The organism is Nakamurella flava, assembly GCF_005298075.1.
Classification (GTDB): domain Bacteria; phylum Actinomycetota; class Actinomycetes; order Mycobacteriales; family Nakamurellaceae; genus Nakamurella; species Nakamurella flava.
Window position 1 is genome coordinate 39398 of record NZ_SZZH01000002.1, and the last position, 16049, is coordinate 55446.

At 74.3% G+C, this 16049-nt stretch carries 13 protein-coding genes; 10 read left to right on the forward strand and 3 right to left on the reverse strand.

What is annotated here, in order from left to right; all coding sequences use genetic code 11:
- Window positions 1-6 precede the first annotated feature (6 nt).
- Window positions 7-1758, reverse strand: coding sequence for an iron uptake transporter permease EfeU (efeU, locus tag FDO65_RS23075; protein ID WP_205849981.1), 1752 nt, complete (start codon window positions 1756-1758; stop codon window positions 7-9).
- A 140-nt stretch (window positions 1759-1898) separates the two neighbouring features.
- Between efeU and FDO65_RS11300 the strand changes: the two genes are divergently transcribed.
- From FDO65_RS11300 to FDO65_RS11310, 3 genes are all read left to right on the forward strand, one after another.
- Window positions 1899-2468, forward strand: coding sequence for a peptide deformylase (locus tag FDO65_RS11300; protein WP_137449830.1), 570 nt, complete (start codon window positions 1899-1901; stop codon window positions 2466-2468).
- Window positions 2469-2596: 128 nt separating this feature from the next.
- Entirely contained in the window at window positions 2597-4948 is a 2352-nt protein-coding gene (locus tag FDO65_RS11305; RefSeq protein WP_205849982.1) for a bifunctional alpha,alpha-trehalose-phosphate synthase (UDP-forming)/trehalose-phosphatase, read from the forward strand.
- A gap of 102 nt (window positions 4949-5050) precedes the next feature.
- The gene (locus FDO65_RS11310; RefSeq protein ID WP_137449831.1) at window positions 5051-5968 is read left to right on the forward strand and encodes a DUF7847 domain-containing protein; all 918 of its coding nucleotides are present in this window, start codon (window positions 5051-5053) and stop codon (window positions 5966-5968) included.
- A 12-nt stretch (window positions 5969-5980) separates the two neighbouring features.
- Here the strand turns inward: FDO65_RS11310 and FDO65_RS11315 are convergent, their stop codons facing one another.
- Together FDO65_RS11315 and FDO65_RS11320 are read right to left on the reverse strand one after the other, a co-directional pair.
- Window positions 5981-6673 (reverse strand): SDR family NAD(P)-dependent oxidoreductase, encoded by a 693-nt coding sequence (locus tag FDO65_RS11315; protein ID WP_137449832.1) that lies wholly within the window; start codon window positions 6671-6673, stop codon window positions 5981-5983.
- 62 nt (window positions 6674-6735) lie between these two features.
- Window positions 6736-8121, reverse strand: a complete 1386-nt coding sequence (locus FDO65_RS11320) for a M20/M25/M40 family metallo-hydrolase (RefSeq protein WP_137449833.1) — start codon at window positions 8119-8121, stop codon at window positions 6736-6738.
- 159 nt (window positions 8122-8280) lie between these two features.
- Between FDO65_RS11320 and FDO65_RS22160 the strand changes: the two genes are divergently transcribed.
- From FDO65_RS22160 to FDO65_RS22170, 7 genes are all read left to right on the forward strand, one after another.
- Window positions 8281-8421 carry a hypothetical protein gene (locus FDO65_RS22160; RefSeq protein ID WP_166442141.1) on the forward strand — a complete coding sequence of 47 codons (141 nt, stop codon included), beginning with the start codon at window positions 8281-8283 and terminating at the stop codon, window positions 8419-8421.
- A 93-nt stretch (window positions 8422-8514) separates the two neighbouring features.
- On the forward strand, window positions 8515-9369 hold the full coding sequence (locus tag FDO65_RS22165; protein WP_166442142.1) for a hypothetical protein: 855 nt from the start codon (window positions 8515-8517) through the stop codon (window positions 9367-9369).
- A gap of 31 nt (window positions 9370-9400) precedes the next feature.
- Window positions 9401-10975 carry a CocE/NonD family hydrolase gene (locus FDO65_RS11325; RefSeq protein WP_166442143.1) on the forward strand — a complete coding sequence of 525 codons (1575 nt, stop codon included), beginning with the start codon at window positions 9401-9403 and terminating at the stop codon, window positions 10973-10975.
- The gene (locus FDO65_RS11330) at window positions 10972-12330 is read left to right on the forward strand and encodes a YcaO-like family protein (RefSeq protein ID WP_205849983.1); all 1359 of its coding nucleotides are present in this window, start codon (window positions 10972-10974) and stop codon (window positions 12328-12330) included. The genes FDO65_RS11325 and FDO65_RS11330 overlap by 4 nt, the downstream gene beginning before the upstream one ends.
- 16 nt (window positions 12331-12346) lie before the next feature.
- Window positions 12347-14116 carry an ABC transporter ATP-binding protein/permease gene (locus FDO65_RS11335; protein ID WP_137449835.1) on the forward strand — a complete coding sequence of 590 codons (1770 nt, stop codon included), beginning with the start codon at window positions 12347-12349 and terminating at the stop codon, window positions 14114-14116.
- The gene (locus FDO65_RS11340; protein ID WP_137449836.1) at window positions 14113-15891 is read left to right on the forward strand and encodes an ABC transporter ATP-binding protein; all 1779 of its coding nucleotides are present in this window, start codon (window positions 14113-14115) and stop codon (window positions 15889-15891) included. The genes FDO65_RS11335 and FDO65_RS11340 overlap by 4 nt, the downstream gene beginning before the upstream one ends.
- The gene (locus FDO65_RS22170) at window positions 15888-16046 is read left to right on the forward strand and encodes a hypothetical protein (RefSeq protein WP_166442144.1); all 159 of its coding nucleotides are present in this window, start codon (window positions 15888-15890) and stop codon (window positions 16044-16046) included. Before FDO65_RS11340 ends, FDO65_RS22170 begins: the two co-directional genes overlap by 4 nt.
- Window positions 16047-16049 lie beyond the last annotated feature (3 nt).

The window sequence follows — 16049 nt, forward strand, 5'->3', positions numbered from 1 at the left end:
GGCGGCTCAGGCCGGTGGGTGCTCGGCGGGGGCCGGCGTGGTCGCCGGGACCCTGGTGTCGCTGTCGGCGGGGCCGGCCGTGGTGGGCAGACCACGCGGCCGGGCGGCCCGGCCCGGGCGCAGCACCTTCGGCAGTCCGAAGAGCAGCAGGGTCAGGGCGAAGACCAGCAGCAGGGCGGGCAGCACCCGGCCGTACAGCTCGGCGCTGTCCCGACGGGCGTCGGCGTCGGCCACCCGCGGGAGGGCGGCGGCCACGGTGTCGGCGGTGGCGGCGACGGTGATCTCACCGGTGGCGGCTCCATCCGAACCCGCGGCCGAACCCGCGGTCCCGACGGCGACGACCGTGCCGTTGTCCAGGGTCACCGCGGCGGTGCGGGTGAGTTGCAGCTGGACGTCCAGGACGGTGCCGGTGGCGGCGTCGAGGCTGAGCTGCGGGACGAGCGTCTCGGTCCAGGTCGTCGGCCAGCCGCTGGTCGCCGCGGTGCCGCCGGCGCGCAGACCGACCGGGAGCCGGCCGCCGTTGGCGGCGGCGATCTGCTGGGCGGTCAGGGTGGCGGGCAGCCCGGCCTGACCGGCGGCCGCCGCATCGACGGTGCGGGTGATCGGGGTCCCGGTGTAGCGCGTGGCGCTGTGGCCGGTGCCGTCGGCGGCCGAGACCGTGGCCCCGCCGGTGGCGGTCAGCGTCGAATCCCCCTCGATGGTGCTGCCGACGCCGCCGACGCCGATCTCCGCGGCCAGCTGGGCGGCGGTCCCGCCGGCGGCGATGGTCACCGTGGCCGACCCGGTCGCCGTGGTCCCGCCGGTGGCGGCCGGGTCGCCGGTGAGCGCGAACGGCCCCTGGGCCGTGGTGACGGCCCCGGGTGCGGACGGCGCGGCGGCGACCAGGACGCCGGCCACGGCGAGCGCGGCGACGGCGGTGCCGGTCAGCGCCCAGCCCAACGGGCGTCGGCCGGGGACGCGGCGGACCGGCCACAGGACGACGAGCAGCATCGGGACCGCATAGAGGACGTAGGCGACGACTTCGACGACCGGCAGCGTGGAGCGGATGCCGAGCATCCCGGTGAGGATCGACTCGGTGACCGACCCGGGCCGGGCCACCGCGGACAGGTCCAGGGCGGTCTGCTGGCCGGCGGTGAGCCAGCCGGCCTCGTAGGCGGCGCGCAGCGTGCTCATCACCAGCCCGGCGGCGACCAGCACCAGGACGACTCCGGTGATGCGGAAGAAGCGCGAGAGGTTGAGCCGCACGCCACCGCGGTAGATGAGGTAACCCAGCGCGACGGCCAGGCCGATGCCGAGCAGGACACCGACGGCGGCCTGCACCGGGGAGACAGCCGACTGGAACGCGGCGAGCAGGAAGACCGAGGTCTCGAACCCCTCGCGGATGACGGCGAGGAAGGCCATGACGACCAGGGCGGCGGCCGATCCCCGGGCCAGGGCGCTACCGGCTGCGTCCTGCAGGTCTCGGCGCAGATCCTTGGAGTGCCGGCGCATCCACAGCACCATGTAGCTGATCATCAGCACCGCGATGGCGGCGACGACGCACTCCAGCATCTCCTGTTGGCGCTGCGGCAGGTTGGCGCTCAGCAACTCCAGGCCCACCCCCACGGCCAGGCACACCAGGACGGCGGCACCGACTCCGAGCCAGACGGCGCGCAGGGCGTCCCGGCGATTGCTCTGCCGGAGGAATGCCGCGATGATGCCGACGATGAGGGCAGCCTCGAGCCCCTCCCGCAGTCCGATGACGAAGGTGGGCAGCACGAGGACCTCCTCTCCGCGTCGGCACCGGGGAACTCACCGCGCCGGTGGAACGTTGGTTAGCCTCACCTGAGGCCAGGGGGACCGTACACCTCCCACCTGAACGGCGGAACCGGTGCTGTGACCCATTACTCTCTTGCACCGTGTCCATTCGACCGATCGTGATCTGCGGCGAACCCGTCCTGCACCGCCCGACCCGGCCCGTGACCGAGTTCGACTCCGAGCTGGCCGAGCTGATCGCCGACATGTTCGAGACCAACGACGCCGCCCACGGCGCCGGTCTCGCGGCGAACCAGGTCGGAGACGACCGGCGGGTGTTCGTCTACGACTGCCCGGATCACGGGACGCGGCGCCGCGGGTACGTGGTCAACCCCGTCATCGAGACCTCCCCGCGGCCCGAGGGCATGCCGGACCCGGACGACGACCTCGAGGGGTGCCTGTCGGTCCCCGGCGAGAATTTCGCCACCGGTCGCGCCGAGTGGGCGAGGGTCACGGGTGTCGACCAGAACGGCGAACCGGTCGAGGTCGAGGGCACGGATTTCTTCGCCCGCTGCCTGCAGCACGAGGTGGACCACCTCGACGGCCACCTGTACCTGGACCGGCTGGTCGGCCGGAACGCCCGTGCGGCGAAGAAGGCGGTCAAGCAGAACGGATGGGGCCGGCCGGGTCTGTCCTGGCTACCGGGAACCGACCCGGACCCGTTCGGTCACTGAGCGGTCCCCCGCCGGCTGACGGGTCGCCCGGACCGGCCCGGACACCCCTGAACTACCCTCGGCCCTGTGGTGTCACCTGAGAAACTCGCGTCCGGAACGCCGACCGCCGACCGTCCGGGGGTGGCCCGGTGACGACGGAGCAGGTGCGGGACGACCGGGATGTCGATGCCGCGGACGTCGCCGACGGCGACACTCCCGGTCAGGCGGCGATGGTGGTGGTCGCCAACCGGCTCCCCTTCGATCTGGAGAAGCTGCCGGACGGCTCCACCAAGGCCCGGCAGGCCCCGGGCGGGCTGGTCACCGCGCTCGCGCCGATCCTGTCCCGGCGGCACGGCGCCTGGATCGGGTGGCCGGGGTCGGCGGACGTCGAGCTGGAGCCCACGACGACCGACGGGTTGAGCCTGTTCCCGCTGCCGCTGTCGGCGGAGGAGGTGGCCAACTTCTACGAGGGTTTCTCGAACGACACCCTCTGGCCGCTGTACCACGACGCGGTGGCCGACTCCCAGTTCCACCGGCAGTGGTGGGACTCCTACCGCAAGGTCAACCAGCGCTTCGCGGAGTCGGCAGCCGAGGTCGCCGCCCCCGGTGCCACCGTCTGGGTGCACGACTACCAGCTGCAACTGGTCCCGCAGCTGCTGCGGCGACTGCGACCGGACGTCCGGATCGGTTTCTTCCTGCACATCCCCTTTCCGCCGGTCGAGCTGTTCATGCGGCTGCCCTGGCGCAAGCAGATCGTCACCGGGCTGCTCGGCGCCGACCTCATCGGTTTCCAGCTGCCGGGCGGGGCCCGCAACTTCACCCGGCTGGCCCGGTCCCTGCTCGGGTCGACGACCAGCGGCGGGATCATCGAGCACGACGGCCGCAAGGTCCGGGCGGCCGCCTTCCCCATCTCGATCGACGCGGCCGAGCAGTCCGCGCTGGCCGCCACCCCCGAGGTGCACCGGGCGAGCCGGGAGCTGCGCGCCGACCTCGGCAACCCCAAGAAGGTCGTGCTCGGCATCGACCGGCTCGACTACACCAAGGGCATCGACGTCCGGCTGCAGGCGTTCGGCGAACTCCTGGCCGAGGAGGACCCGTCGGTCCAGGACGCGGTGATGGTGCAGATCGCCACACCGAGTCGTGAGCGCCTGGGTTCCTACCAGCGGATGCGGGAGTCCATCGAGCGCACCGTCGGGAAGATCAACGGCGACTACGGACGCATCGGGCACCCGCCCATCCACTACCTGCACCAGTCGCTGCCCCGTGAGGAACTGGCCGCGTTCTACGCCGCGGCCGACGTCATGGCGGTGACCCCGTTCCGTGACGGCATGAACCTGGTGGCCAAGGAGTACGTGGCCTGCCGGGTCGACGGCGGCGGGGTGCTGGTGCTCAGCGAGTTCACCGGGGCGGCCAAGGAACTGCGGTCCAGCCTGCTGGTCAACCCGTACGACCTGGACGGCGTCAAGGAGGGCTTCCGCCAGGCGCTGACCATGTCGTCGGTCGAGGCCCGCCGGCGGATGCGGTCGCTGCGGCGGCACGTGCTGACCCACGACGTGGACCGCTGGGCGACGGCATTCCTGTCGGCGCTGGAAGGCACCCGGGATCACGTCGCCGACGCGATGACCCGACTGCCCGGTGACGTACTGGCCGCGTTGACCCAGGTCAGCGAGACGCCGCATCTGCTGGTGGCGTCGGATTTCGACGGCACCCTCGCGCCGATCGTGGACGATCCGGCCGCGGCACGGGCGCTGCCGGAGGCGGTCGAGGCGCTGCTGGCCCTGACCGAGATCCCGGGGACCCAGGTGGCCGTCATCTCCGGTCGATCCATGACGGTGCTGCGCGACCTGCTGGGGCCGGGACTGGGTGGGACCGACAACCCCAAGGTGCACTTCATCGGCAGTCACGGGGCGGAGACGTCGGCGGCCGACCGGGACGACACCCCGACCAAGCTCTCCCCCGAGGACGCCAAGCGGCTGAGCCGGCTGAAGCTGGAGTTGCAGCAGATCACCGCGGAGTACCCGGCCACCCGGCTGGAGACGAAGCCGACCGGCATCGCCGTGCACCTGCGGGGCCTGGACGACGCGGACACGGCGGCGGTGACGGCCCGCATCGACGAGCCGGCCGGCTGGCCGGGGGTGCACTTGCTCCGCGGCAAGAAGGTGCTCGAGTTGACGGTCGTCACCACCAACAAGGGCAAGGCGCTCAAGGCGCTGATGCGGCGGAACCAGGTGACGGCGGCCGTCTTCATCGGCGACGACGTCACCGACGAGAACGCGTTCACCATGCTGGACGGCGACGACCTGGGCATCAAGGTCGGCCCGGGACAGACCGCGGCCGACGTGCGGGTCGCCGACCCGCAGCGGGTGGTCGACGTGCTGCACGTGCTGGTCGCCAACCGCCGCCGGGCCCAGAAGCGCCGGTCGCAGCACGCCGCGGGCACGTCCGGGCCGGTGGCCAAGGAGCACACACGACGGTCGTCGCCCGAGGATCAGCTGGCGTAGCCGCCGGCGGGCGCACCCCAGCCGGGTCGGGAGGGGTGAAGGCGATACCCAGGGCGGGTCCGGTGTCGGAGAGCATCGGCCACCTGGGTGATGATGCTCGGCATGACGAGTGGCCCCTCCCCCTACCCCCACCCGGCCGGCGATCCCCGCTGGTCGAACTCTTGGCCCGGCCTGTACCCGCTGCGGCCGTTGACCGTCGGGGAGATCCTGGGCAGCGGCTTGAAGGTCGCGGCGGCCGGCGCGAGCCTGCTGCTGCCGATCGGCATCGCCGTCGGCGTGCTGTCCCGCTGGGTGCAGCTCGGGGTGGCCGCCTGGGTCGGTGACCTCACGACCTACGCCCGGTTCGGGGCCGGCTCCGGCTTGAGCATGCCGACCACGACGGACGCCGCCGGGCGGGTGGTGCCGGAGATCCCGCCGCTGTGGACCTATGTCCCGTTGCTCGCGCTGTCCGTGGTGGCCGGCGTGGGCGCCCTCATCCTCAACGGGGTGGCCGGTTCGGTGGCCGCCGAAGCCGGTCTGCGGCGCCCGGCCATCGGCGCGGTCAAGGCCCGGCTGGCCGGTCGGTGGGGTGCGCTGGGCGTGGTCGCCCTGGCCGCGTTCGGCATCACCCTCGTCGGCTTCGTGCTGCTGGTGATCCCGGGGATCATCGCCCAGGTCACCCTGATGTTCGCGGTCATGGCCGTCACCGTCGAGGGGCTCTCCGGCGGCGACGCGCTACGCCGGTCGGCCGATCTCACCCGGGGTCGCCGGTGGCCGCTGTTCTGGAAGACCATCCTGATCAGTCTCATCGTGGGGGCGATCGGCATCGTGCCCACGCTGCTGGTGGGGGGCCTGCTCGACCCGACCGCCTCGTTGACCAACCTCTGGATCGGCGGCACGCTCGAGGGCGCGATCAGCGGGGCCGTCAGCATCTGGAGCGCCGGCGTCGTCGCCATGTTGTACGTCGACACGCGCTTCCGGGCCGAGGGGCTGGACGACCAGCTGCGCGGCTGGGCGTCCCGGGGTCCCCTGGAGAAGTGACGTGGCGGCGAGCTACTCGCTGAACGAGGTGGACGCCAGCTCCCCGGTGTCCTCGGCGATGGCCCTGACGACCCGGTCGGCCACCTGCTCGGGGGACAGTCCCTCGGCCAGCCGGGGCGGGGTGCCGGCGAGCGCGCGGGTGACCAGTCCGGTCTCGGTGTGTGGCGGCCGGACGTCGATGACCTTGATCTTGTTGCGGCGGAGCTCGGTGGCCAGGGCGCGGTCGAACCCGGTCAGCCCGGCCTTGGTGGCCGAGTAGGCGGCCATGTTCTTCATCGGCATCTCGGCCACGACCGCGCTGAGGTTGGCCAGGAAACCACCTTCGGGCAGCCGGGTCGCGGCGGCAGCGGCGAGCAGGATGGGCCCGGTGAGGTTGACCGCGATCAGCTGACCGAGCACGTCGGGCTCGAGGTCGCCGACCGGGCCGAACGCCACGACCCCGGCCGCGTAGACCACTCCGGTGAGCGGCGCGACCTGCTCGGCGGCGTCGAGCAGGGCCGGCGCGAAGGCCGGCTCGGTGACGTCGACGTTCTGCCGGCCGGCGGCCTGGTCACCGAGGTCGGCGGCCAGCGCTTCGACCTTGTCGGCGTCCCGACCGGCCACGCTCACCCGGGCCCCGGCACCGGCCAGCGCCTTGCTGATGGCCGTGCCCAGTCCGCCGGTCGCGCCGACCACCAGTACGTGGGCGCCGTTCAACTCCGCCATGACCGTGTCTCCCGTCCCCGTCGCCGCCGTCTCTGCTGACGGCGGCGGTCTCGGGTCCCGGGTTACCCAGCGGCCGGGTCGGCCAACCGCAGCAGAGTGAGCACCTGGGCGACGACGAGGCGGCCGATCTCGGCCGGGTCGACGCTCTCGTCGGAGGCGTGGATACGGGCCCGGGCCATGTCCTCGGCGCCCCACAGGATGACGCCGGCACCCGGGCAGACCTTCGCGAGGGTGTTGATCAGGGGGATGGACCCGCCGCAGCCGAGCCGTTCCACCGCGGCCCCGCCGAACGCCTCGACCAGCGCGGACTCGGCCGCCTGCACGGCCGGGTGCGTCTCGTCGACGGCGAACGGCCAGCCCTGGGCGACGGGTTCGACCTCGACCTGCACGCCCCACGGGGCCACCGACCGCAGGTGCTCGAGCAGGCACAACTGCTCCCGTCCGGCGTCGCTGCCCGGCACGATCCGCAGCGACACCTTGGCGCGGGCGTGCGGGATGAGGACGTTGGACGAGCCGGCGACGGTCGGCGCGTCGATCCCCAGCACGGTGGCCGACGGCTTGCTGTACAGGCGGGAGCCGAGGCTGCCGTCGCCGATGAGCTGCACCCCGTCGGCCAGCTCGGCACTGGCCCGGAAGACCTGCTCGTCGGGTTCGGCGCCGTCCCAGGCGCGGGAGGTCACACCCGGGATGACGGTGTTGCCGTGTTCGTCGTGCAGGGTGGCGAGCATCCGGATGAGGGCGACGAGCGCGTCCGGGACCGGGCCGCCGAACAGGCCGGAGTGCAGCGGGTGGTCCAGGGTGCGGACGCTGACGGTGCAGGAGACGTCGCCGCGCAGCGTGGTGGTCAGGGCCGGCCGGCCGACGGACTGGTTGCCCATGTCGGCGATGACGAAGGCGTCGCACTGCACCAGCTCGGGGTGGTGCTCGACGAACTCCTCGAGGTGGCTGACGGTCTCCTCCTCGCCTTCGATGAGCACCCGCACGCCGATCGGGAACGCTCGGCCGGCAGCACCTTTCGCGAGCGCGGTGAGCACCTGCAGGGTGCCGGCGTGGATGACGACGCCGGACTTGTCGTCGGCGGCGCCGCGGCCGTAGATCCGTCCGTCCGGGCCGTCGGTCGGGGTGAAGGGGTCGGTCTTCCAGCCCTGCTCGGCCGGGGCGGGCTGCACGTCGTAGTGGGCGTAGAGCAGCACGGTGGGCGCGCCGGGCGGGGCGGGGATCTCGCCGTAGACGGCCGGGTAGCCGTCGGGGATCTCCAGCAGCCGCGCGTCGGACAGTCCGCTGCGGCGCAGCAGGTCGACGACGGCGTCGGCGGCCCGGTCGACCGGTTCGGACGGGTAGCCGGGGAAGGCGATCGACGGCAGGGCGATGAGGGTGCGCAGGTCGTCGAGCAGCGCGGGCAGCAGGTCGTCGACGTGACGGGCGACGTCGGCGGACGGCGGGGTCATCGCGGGTCCTTTCGGCTGGGGGCTGACCGCGACCGGGTGTCCGGGGTGCGGTTCCGCTCCGCACGGTAGGCCACGGCCCGGCGCGTCGGCGTGAGGGCCACGTCCCGGTCCGACCCCGAACGTGTTCTAATAGGAATGATTCTCAATAGAAGGGGGGTGATGACGATGGAGAAGCTGTTCGGCAAGGTGTTCGAGCCCCTGGAGTCCATGGACTTCAGCGGAGCCGCGACCGCCCACCCGACCTGCTCGAACGCCCTGGTCGAGGACCTGTTCGAGGGCCAGGAGCCGCAGTCCGACTGAGCACGCCGCTGGTCGGGGCCGGCCGGTGGCCCGCCCCGACCAGCCCGGCCTCTCACGTGACGCCCCTGACCACCGATCGAGAACGGAGACCCGGTGTCCCCCGCCCTGCTGGCCCCCGGCCACGCCCTGTTCCCCACCCGGGACCGGTGGGTGGTCCGCACTCCGGACGGCGCCATGGCGGCGATCCGCGCCGACCGGGCGGCCGACATCGCCGGGCTCTTCGGCGGACCGCCCGGCCCGGCCACCGCGCAGTTGCGGGTCGAGCTGCGAGCCGCGGGCATCCTCACCGACCCAGGGGGCCCCGACTCCCCGGACGTCCCGGGTGCCCCCACCGCTTTGACCAGGGTTGCCGTCCTGCTGGTCGGGTCCGATCGGTGGACCACGCCGCTGCGGGACGAGCTCACCCGCCGCGGGATCGACGACGTCGCCACCGCGCCGACCGGATCGGCGCCCGCGCTGCTGGACGCGCTGCTGGCCGACCCGACTCGGAGCGACCGGATCAGCGCGGTCAGCTGGTGTGCCGCCACCCCGGCCGACCTGCCCGGTGCGGTGGCCGACGAGCTCGACCGGCTCTGCGCCGAGGGCCGGCTGCGCTGGCAGCGCACCGTCCTGGAGGGCGCGACCGCCGTCGTGGAACCCCTGGGGGCCGGAGCATGGCCGGTCACCCACGCGATGACCCGGGCCCGCCGCCTCGCGGCCGCCGACCACCCGGAGGCACTGGCCGGGTTCTGGTCGGACCGGGCGCGGCACGGGCCGGACCTGCTGTCCAAGGAATCGGCCGCCGCGCTGGCCACGCTGGTGGCCGACGACCTTGCGCCGACGCTGCTCGGAACGGTCCCGGGGCCGGCCACCCGCCGGCTGCGGCGGGTCGACCTGCGGACCGGGCGCTGGACCGACCACCCGATCCTGCCCGTCCCCCGGCACGACCCGCCGGTGCCCCGTGGGTGATCACGCGGCGTCCGAGCGGCGCGGTCACCGCGTGGACCTGCGGACGGGACTGACGGTGGACACCGCGGACGGTGCCCGCCTGCACACCGACGTCGTCCGCCCGGCCGGCAGCGGCCGGTACCCGGCGGTGCTGCTGCGCACCCCGTACGGCACGGGCTCACACCTGCGCGAGGCGGTCGGATGGGCGACCCGCGGCTGGGTGGCGGTCCTGCAGGACGTCCGCGGCCGGTTCTCCTCCACCGGAGCCTGGGATCCGTGGAACGGCTCCGAGGGACCGGACGGCCTGGCCACGCTCCGCTGGATCACCGACCAGCCCTGGTGCGACGGCCGGGTGATCGCCTACGGCGGCTCGTACGCCGCGCATTGCGCCGTCGAGCTGGCCACCACCGCCGCCGGACCGGCCGGGGCCGCCGACGACCTGCGCGCCCTGGTCGGCGTCGTCGCCTGCGTACCGGCGTTGTCGACCGCCCACACCATCCGCGAACCGACCGGGGTACCGCGACTGCTGGCCCACGCGTGGTTCTGGCCGTCGCACGGCGACACTCCCCTGCCGCGGGGTCCGGTGCTGGACGCCATCCTGGCGGCGGAACCGGATCTGCTGCGGCATCTGCCGGTGGTCGACCTGCCCGCGCGCCTCGGCGTCGACCTGCCGTCGTTCGCCGGTCGCTGGTCGACGTCCCGCCCGCAGCCGCTGCTCTCCCCGGCGCGGCCCGGTGCCGTGCTGCCGCCCCTGCTCTGCGTGGGCGGCCAGTTCGACGCCTATGCCGACGCCGCCGTCGAGCTGTGGCGGGCCTGGCCGACGGCGGACGCCGCCCTGCTTTTCGGGGCCTGGTCGCACGACCTGGGTCTGGCCGCCCGGCCCCGCAACGGTGACCTGCCGCTCGCGCCCGGCCACCGGGTCCCGGTCGGCCGGTTCGTCGCCGGCTGGGCGGAATCGGTGCTGACCCGTCGACCCGGTCGGGGCCGACGGTGGGCGGCCGCCGTGCAGGGTACGGACGACTGGGCCTGGGGAGCGGGCGATCTCACCGCCGAACCGCTGGAACTCCCTCTGCGCGAGCCGGTCCCGACGTGGTTCGACTGCGACCCGGACGTGCCGCACCCGGCGGCCCTGGGGACGGTGGACGTCGTCGTCGAGCTGGCCCGTCCGGACTGCTCAGTAGCTGAGACCTCCGCGCTGACAGAAGATCTCACTCTGCTCGGCGCTCCCCGGGTGACGCTGGCCGGTCTCGCCGCCACCACCGTCGACGGTCGACCGGTCGCTGCCGGGACCGCCCTGGACTGGATGATCCGGCTGGCCGTGGTCGCACCGGACGGCCGGGCCGTGCAACTCGGGCACGCCGCCGCCCGCACTGCCGACCCCGCGGTGGCGGTCGACCTGCCGCCGCTGGCCCACCGCATCCCGGCCGGCCACCGGCTGGCCGTCGGGGTCAGCGGCCACCTGTTCCCCGTCCACCCCCGCGACCCGCAGGACGGCAGCGACCCGTTGACCGCGACCACACTGCGGCCGCTGCGCCGCCAGGTCGGGCAGGTGGGGCTGACCGTCCCCCGCACCCATCCCGGGTCGGCCCACGGCCCCGCCACCGAGGCGATCGGAGCCCTCACATGACCGCCACCATCCCGACCGCATTGCCGATGACCCACCTGGTCGACCCGCACTGCGGCGTCGTCCGCGCCGTCCGCGACTTCCCCCGGTTGCCCGGCCTGCCCGACGAGTTCGTCAGCTGTGTCGCCGACGTCGCCGACACCCGGCGGTTCGCGGACTGGCCCACCGACCGGATCGCCGCCGGCACCGCCTTCGGTGACCGGGAAGTGGCCTGGTCGGCGGCGGTCGGTGAGGCGGTCGAACGCTACTGCGGTAACAACGTGCCCCCGGACCTGCCCGTGGCCACCAGTCGGCAACTCACCGATGCCGGCGTCGACCACACCACTCCCGCCGAGTTGCCGGCCTTCCACCGCGCCCAGTTCGACCGCCCCGGGTTCCCGTACCTGCCGTTCACCGCGGACGCCCCCGTCCGGTGGGCGACCGGGCAGCTGCCCGACGGTGCCCCGGTCCGGGTGCCGGCCGGGCTGATCTACCTCAACTACCACCGGGGCCCGCGCCGGGACGATCCCCGCACGCACCACCTCAACTACACGGGCATCGCCACCGGGGTCGGCTCGGCCGACGCCACCGCCCGCGGGCTCGCCGAATGTCTGGAACGCGACGCGATGACCACCTGGTGGCTGCTCGACCGCGGCGGCACCCCGATCGACACCGACTCGGTGCCGGGCCTGCGGACCGATCTGGTCGGCTGCCCGTTCGACCTGCGCCTGATCGCCCTGCCCAGCGATTTCGGTCCGGCGGTGGTCGGGGCCCTCGTCATCGACCGGTCGAATGCCATTCCGGCGGCGGGGTTCTCGGCGAATGTCGATCCCGCCCGGGCCGCCCGCAAGGCCGTCCTGGAGGCACTGCAGGTGTGGATCGCCACGCACGGCCTGCTGGAACCGGACGGTCCGAGCCGGCGCGCGGTCGCCGCCGGCATCTTCCACCCCCGCGCCTACCTGCCCCACCGACCGGACCGCGACTACCTGACGGTGGCCGGTGACCACTTCGAGAACGTCCGGGACCTGGCCGCGCAGACCCAGCTCTGGCTGGACCGGCGGCTGCATCCGCTGGCCGACCGGTTCACCGGGCGCGGGCCGGCCATTCCGGTCGACGCCGTCCCGACGTCCGGGTGGCCGGAGACCCGTCAGCGGCTGGCCGCCGCCGGGCACCGGGTCATCACGGTCGACGTGACCACACCGGACGTCGCCGAGACCGGTCTGACGGTGATGCGGGTGCTGGTCACCGGGTTGCAACCGAACAGCCCGGCCGCCTTCCCATACCTGGGCACGCGACGGCTGGCCCGGCTGGCGGCGGCCGCCGGTCGACCGGCGCCCGCGCCATGGACGGTCACCCTCGCCCCGCCCCCGCACAACTGACTGGAGGTCGACCACCGTGTTCCACCGTCGGCTCATCGCCCTGGCCCGGGGCCTGCTCGGGCCGATCGCCCTCGGGGTGCTGCTCGGCGTGCTCATCAGCGCGACCTACGTGGCGCAGGCGCTGCTGCTGGTGGTGGCGCTCACGGCGATCGGCGCCGGCGACCAGCAGCGGGCCGTGCTCGCCCTGGCCGGGGTGGTCGCGGCAGTCGCCGTGCGGGCCGGTCTGCTGTGGGCGCGGGAGGTCGCCGCCGCGTGGGCGGGCGGACAGGTCCGGGCCCGGCTGCGGGACCGCCTGCTGCTCCAGGTGGCCGACCTCGGCCCCACGTTCGTGGCCCAGGGCCGGGTGGGTGCGACCCGGGCCACCGTGGTCGAGGGCGTGGACGCACTGGAGGGCTACTACAGCCGGTACCTGCCGCAGGTGGTGGTGACGGCGCTCGTGCCGATCGTGCTGGTGGCCGCCCTGTTCACGGTGCAGCCGGCCGCGGCGACGGTGCTGGCCGTCGCCGTCGGGCTCGCCCTGGTGGTGCCGCGGTTCAAGGACGCGACCCTGCTGCGCAGCGGCCGGGAACGGTGGACGACCTGGCTGGACATCAACGCCGACTACCTGGAGGCCATGCAGGGCCTGCCCACCCTGCGCTCGGCCGGCGCGGACCGGCGGCGCCGGGACGGCCTGCAGACGCGCTCCACCGCGCTGTACGTCGACACCATGCGCGAACTGCGGATCTCGTTGCTGGAGAACGGGTTCAGCATGTTCGTCCAGCAGGCCGGCACCGCCGGGGCGGTGGTGGTGACCGTCGTCGCGGTCACCGGGGTCGTCCCCGCCGCCGCCGCTTCGACGGTGCTGCTGGTGCTGCTCGGCGCGGTCGAGTGCTTCCGCCCGGTGCGGGACCTGACCCGGGCCTGGCACGCCGGGTACCTGGGGCTGACCGCGGTGGACGGGCTCGACGCACTGCTGTCCGCGCGGCCGGCCGTGACGGACACCGGCCGCCGGGACCTGCCGAGCGGATCGACCGGGACCGCGCCACCGACGATCGCGCTGCGCGGCGTCGAGTACACCTTCCCCGGCGCCGACTCCCCCGTGCTGCGGGACGTCACGTTCACCGTGCCGGCCGGGTCGACGGTCGCGGTGGTCGGCCGGTCGGGCGCGGGCAAGAGCACCCTGGTCGGTCTGCTCACCCGGGAGATCGACCCGGACCGAGGTGAGATCCATTGGGACGGAATAGCTCTGCCGGCGCTTCGACGGCCGGCGCTGCGGGCGGGCACCGCGGTCGTCGGTCAGCACCCGTACCTGTTCGCCCAGTCCGTCGCCGACAACCTCCGGTTGGGCGCGCCGACGGCGTCCGACGAAGAGATCGTCGCGGCGGCCCGGGCGGCCGACGCCGACGCGTTCGTCCGGGACCTGCCCGACGGCTACGACACGGTGCTCGCCGAGGGCGGCCGCTCGCTGTCCGGCGGTCAACGCCAGCGGCTCGCGCTGGCCCGGGCGCTGGTCCGCCGGTCCCCGCTGCTGGTGCTGGACGAGGCGACCTCGGCCGTCGACACCGTCAGCGAACAGGCCGTGGTGGCAGGCCTGCGGGCGGCCCGGTCGGCGTCCGGTGACCGGCCCACGTGCGTGCTCGTGGTGCACCGGCTGGCCACGGCGCTGACCGCCGAACAGGTCGTCGTCCTGGATGCCGGGCGGGTGGTGCAGACCGGGCCGCCGGCGGAGCTGGCCGCGGCCCCCGGGCCGTTCGCCGACCTGCTGGACGCCCAGCAGGGCGAGCCGGCCGGGGCGGTGCTCCGGTGACGTCCGATCGTTCCGGCCGCCGGCCCCTGCGCCGGTTGATGGCGTTGCTGCGCCCGCACCGCTCCGCATTCCTCTCGGCCGTTGCGGCCACCGTCGTCGGGCAGGTCGCCACGGTAGGGACCGCGGTGGCGACGGCGTGGCTGGCCGGCCAGGTGCTGGCCGGCCGCGCGGTCGCCGGGCTGGACCTCGACGGCCCGGCCCGATGGGTGCTGCTGGCCCTGGCCGTCGGGGTGACGGTGGTCGCGGTGGCCACCTGGTGGGAGATGCTCGTCGCCCACGACCTGGCCTACCGGGTGCTGGCCGACCTGCGGGTCGTCGTCTACGACCGGTTGCGGCGCATCGTGCCGGCCCGGGACCGCCCGGAACGCAGCGGTGACCTGGCCACCACGGCGATGACCGACGTCGAGAGCCTCGAATGGTTGTACGCGCACGTCATCGCCCAGACCATCGGCGCCGGGATGGTGCTGGTCGGCGGGTCGGCCGCACTGGCGGCGATCCGACCGGACCTGCTGCTGGTACTGCTGCCGGCCGCGCTGCTGGTGCTGACCGTCCCGTGGTGGTGGAAGCGGACGGCCGACCGTCAGGGCGAGGAGCTGCGCACCCGGGGAGCGGCCCTGGGCGCCGACGTCGTCGATCTGCTGCAGGGGCTGCCCGAGCTGACGGCCGCCGGCGCGCTGGACCGGCGGCGGGCCGAGCTGGGCGCGGCGACCGCGAAGCTGACCGCGTTGTCCCGGCGCACCGCCGGCCGGGCCGGCCGGGAGGTCGCCGCGACCGACCTGCTGGTCAGCCTGGCCGGAGCCGGGGCGCTGCTGATCATCGCCCTGGATCCCGCCGGGGTCCCCCCGCAGTGGGTGCCGGTGGTGCTGGTGCTGACCGGGACGGTCCTCGCCCCGGCGGCCGCGGTGGCCGGCACGCTGCAGCAGGCCGGCTCGCTGCGGGCCGCGGTGAGCCGCATCCTGGACGTGCTGGACACCCCCGACACGGTGCCGGCAGCACCGGCAACCGTTGCTCGTACACCGGTTTCCCGACCCGGCGAGCCGGTGGTGACGCTCACCGGGGTGCGGTTCGGTTACCGGCCCGGCCGTCCGGTGCTGGACGGCATCGATCTGCGGGTGCACCGGGGCGAGACGGTCGCGCTGGTCGGTCGCTCCGGTGGCGGTAAGAGCACCGTCGTCGCTTTGCTGCAGCGGTTCTTCGACCCGGACGCCGGCCGGATCGACCTGCTCGGCACCGACCTGCGCGCGGTGCCCGACGAGCAGCTGCGCCGGCGGGTGGCGGTCGTCGGCCAGGACGTGCAGATCTTCGCCGGCACACTCCGCGAGAACGTCGGCCTGGCGGTACCGGACGCGCCGGACGCGGCGTTGCGGTCGGCGCTGACCACCGCCCGGGCGGTCGACCTGCTGGACCGTCCCGGCCGCTGGGGCGCGGTCATCGGCGAGCGCGGCGCGCGGTTGTCCGGCGGGGAACGGGCCCGGCTGGCGGTGGCCCGGGCCCTGGCCGTCGGGGCGGACCTGTTGGTGTTGGACGAGGCGGTGGCCAATCTCGACGCGCACACCGAACGGGCGCTGCACGAGGCGCTGGCCGTCGGCGCGGCCGACCGGGCGACGGTGGTGGTCGCGCACCGGCCGTCGGCGATCCTGCGGGCCGACCGGGTCGTGGTGCTCGACAGCGGACGGGTGGTCGCGGACGGCCCGCCCGGTGCACTGCTGGCCGCGGGCGGCCCGCTGGCCGACCTGCTGACGGTCGGCGACCAGGACGACAGGAGCGACCGATGACAGCGATCCGACGCCGCCGGGCGGCCCGCGCCCTCATCCTCGTCGGCGCGGTGATGGTCCCGGCGCAGATGATGGTGGGCAGCGTCGCCGGGGCGGGGGCGGCCATGGTCCTGCTGGCCGCCGGTCTGTGGACCCGGCCGAGCGCCTCCCGCTGACGG

Coding starts and splice junctions, on each gene's coding strand:
- FDO65_RS11310 (WP_137449831.1), top strand. CDS start 5,051: ATGACGAGTGGCCCCTCCCCCTACCCCCACCCGGCCGGCGATCCCCGC.
- FDO65_RS11315 (WP_137449832.1), bottom strand. CDS start 6,673: ATGGCGGAGTTGAACGGCGCCCACGTACTGGTGGTCGGCGCGACCGGC.
- FDO65_RS11320 (WP_137449833.1), bottom strand. CDS start 8,121: ATGACCCCGCCGTCCGCCGACGTCGCCCGTCACGTCGACGACCTGCTG.
- FDO65_RS22160 (WP_166442141.1), top strand. CDS start 8,281: ATGACGATGGAGAAGCTGTTCGGCAAGGTGTTCGAGCCCCTGGAGTCC.
- FDO65_RS11330 (WP_205849983.1), top strand. CDS start 10,972: ATGACCGCCACCATCCCGACCGCATTGCCGATGACCCACCTGGTCGAC.
- FDO65_RS22170 (WP_166442144.1), top strand. CDS start 15,888: ATGACAGCGATCCGACGCCGCCGGGCGGCCCGCGCCCTCATCCTCGTC.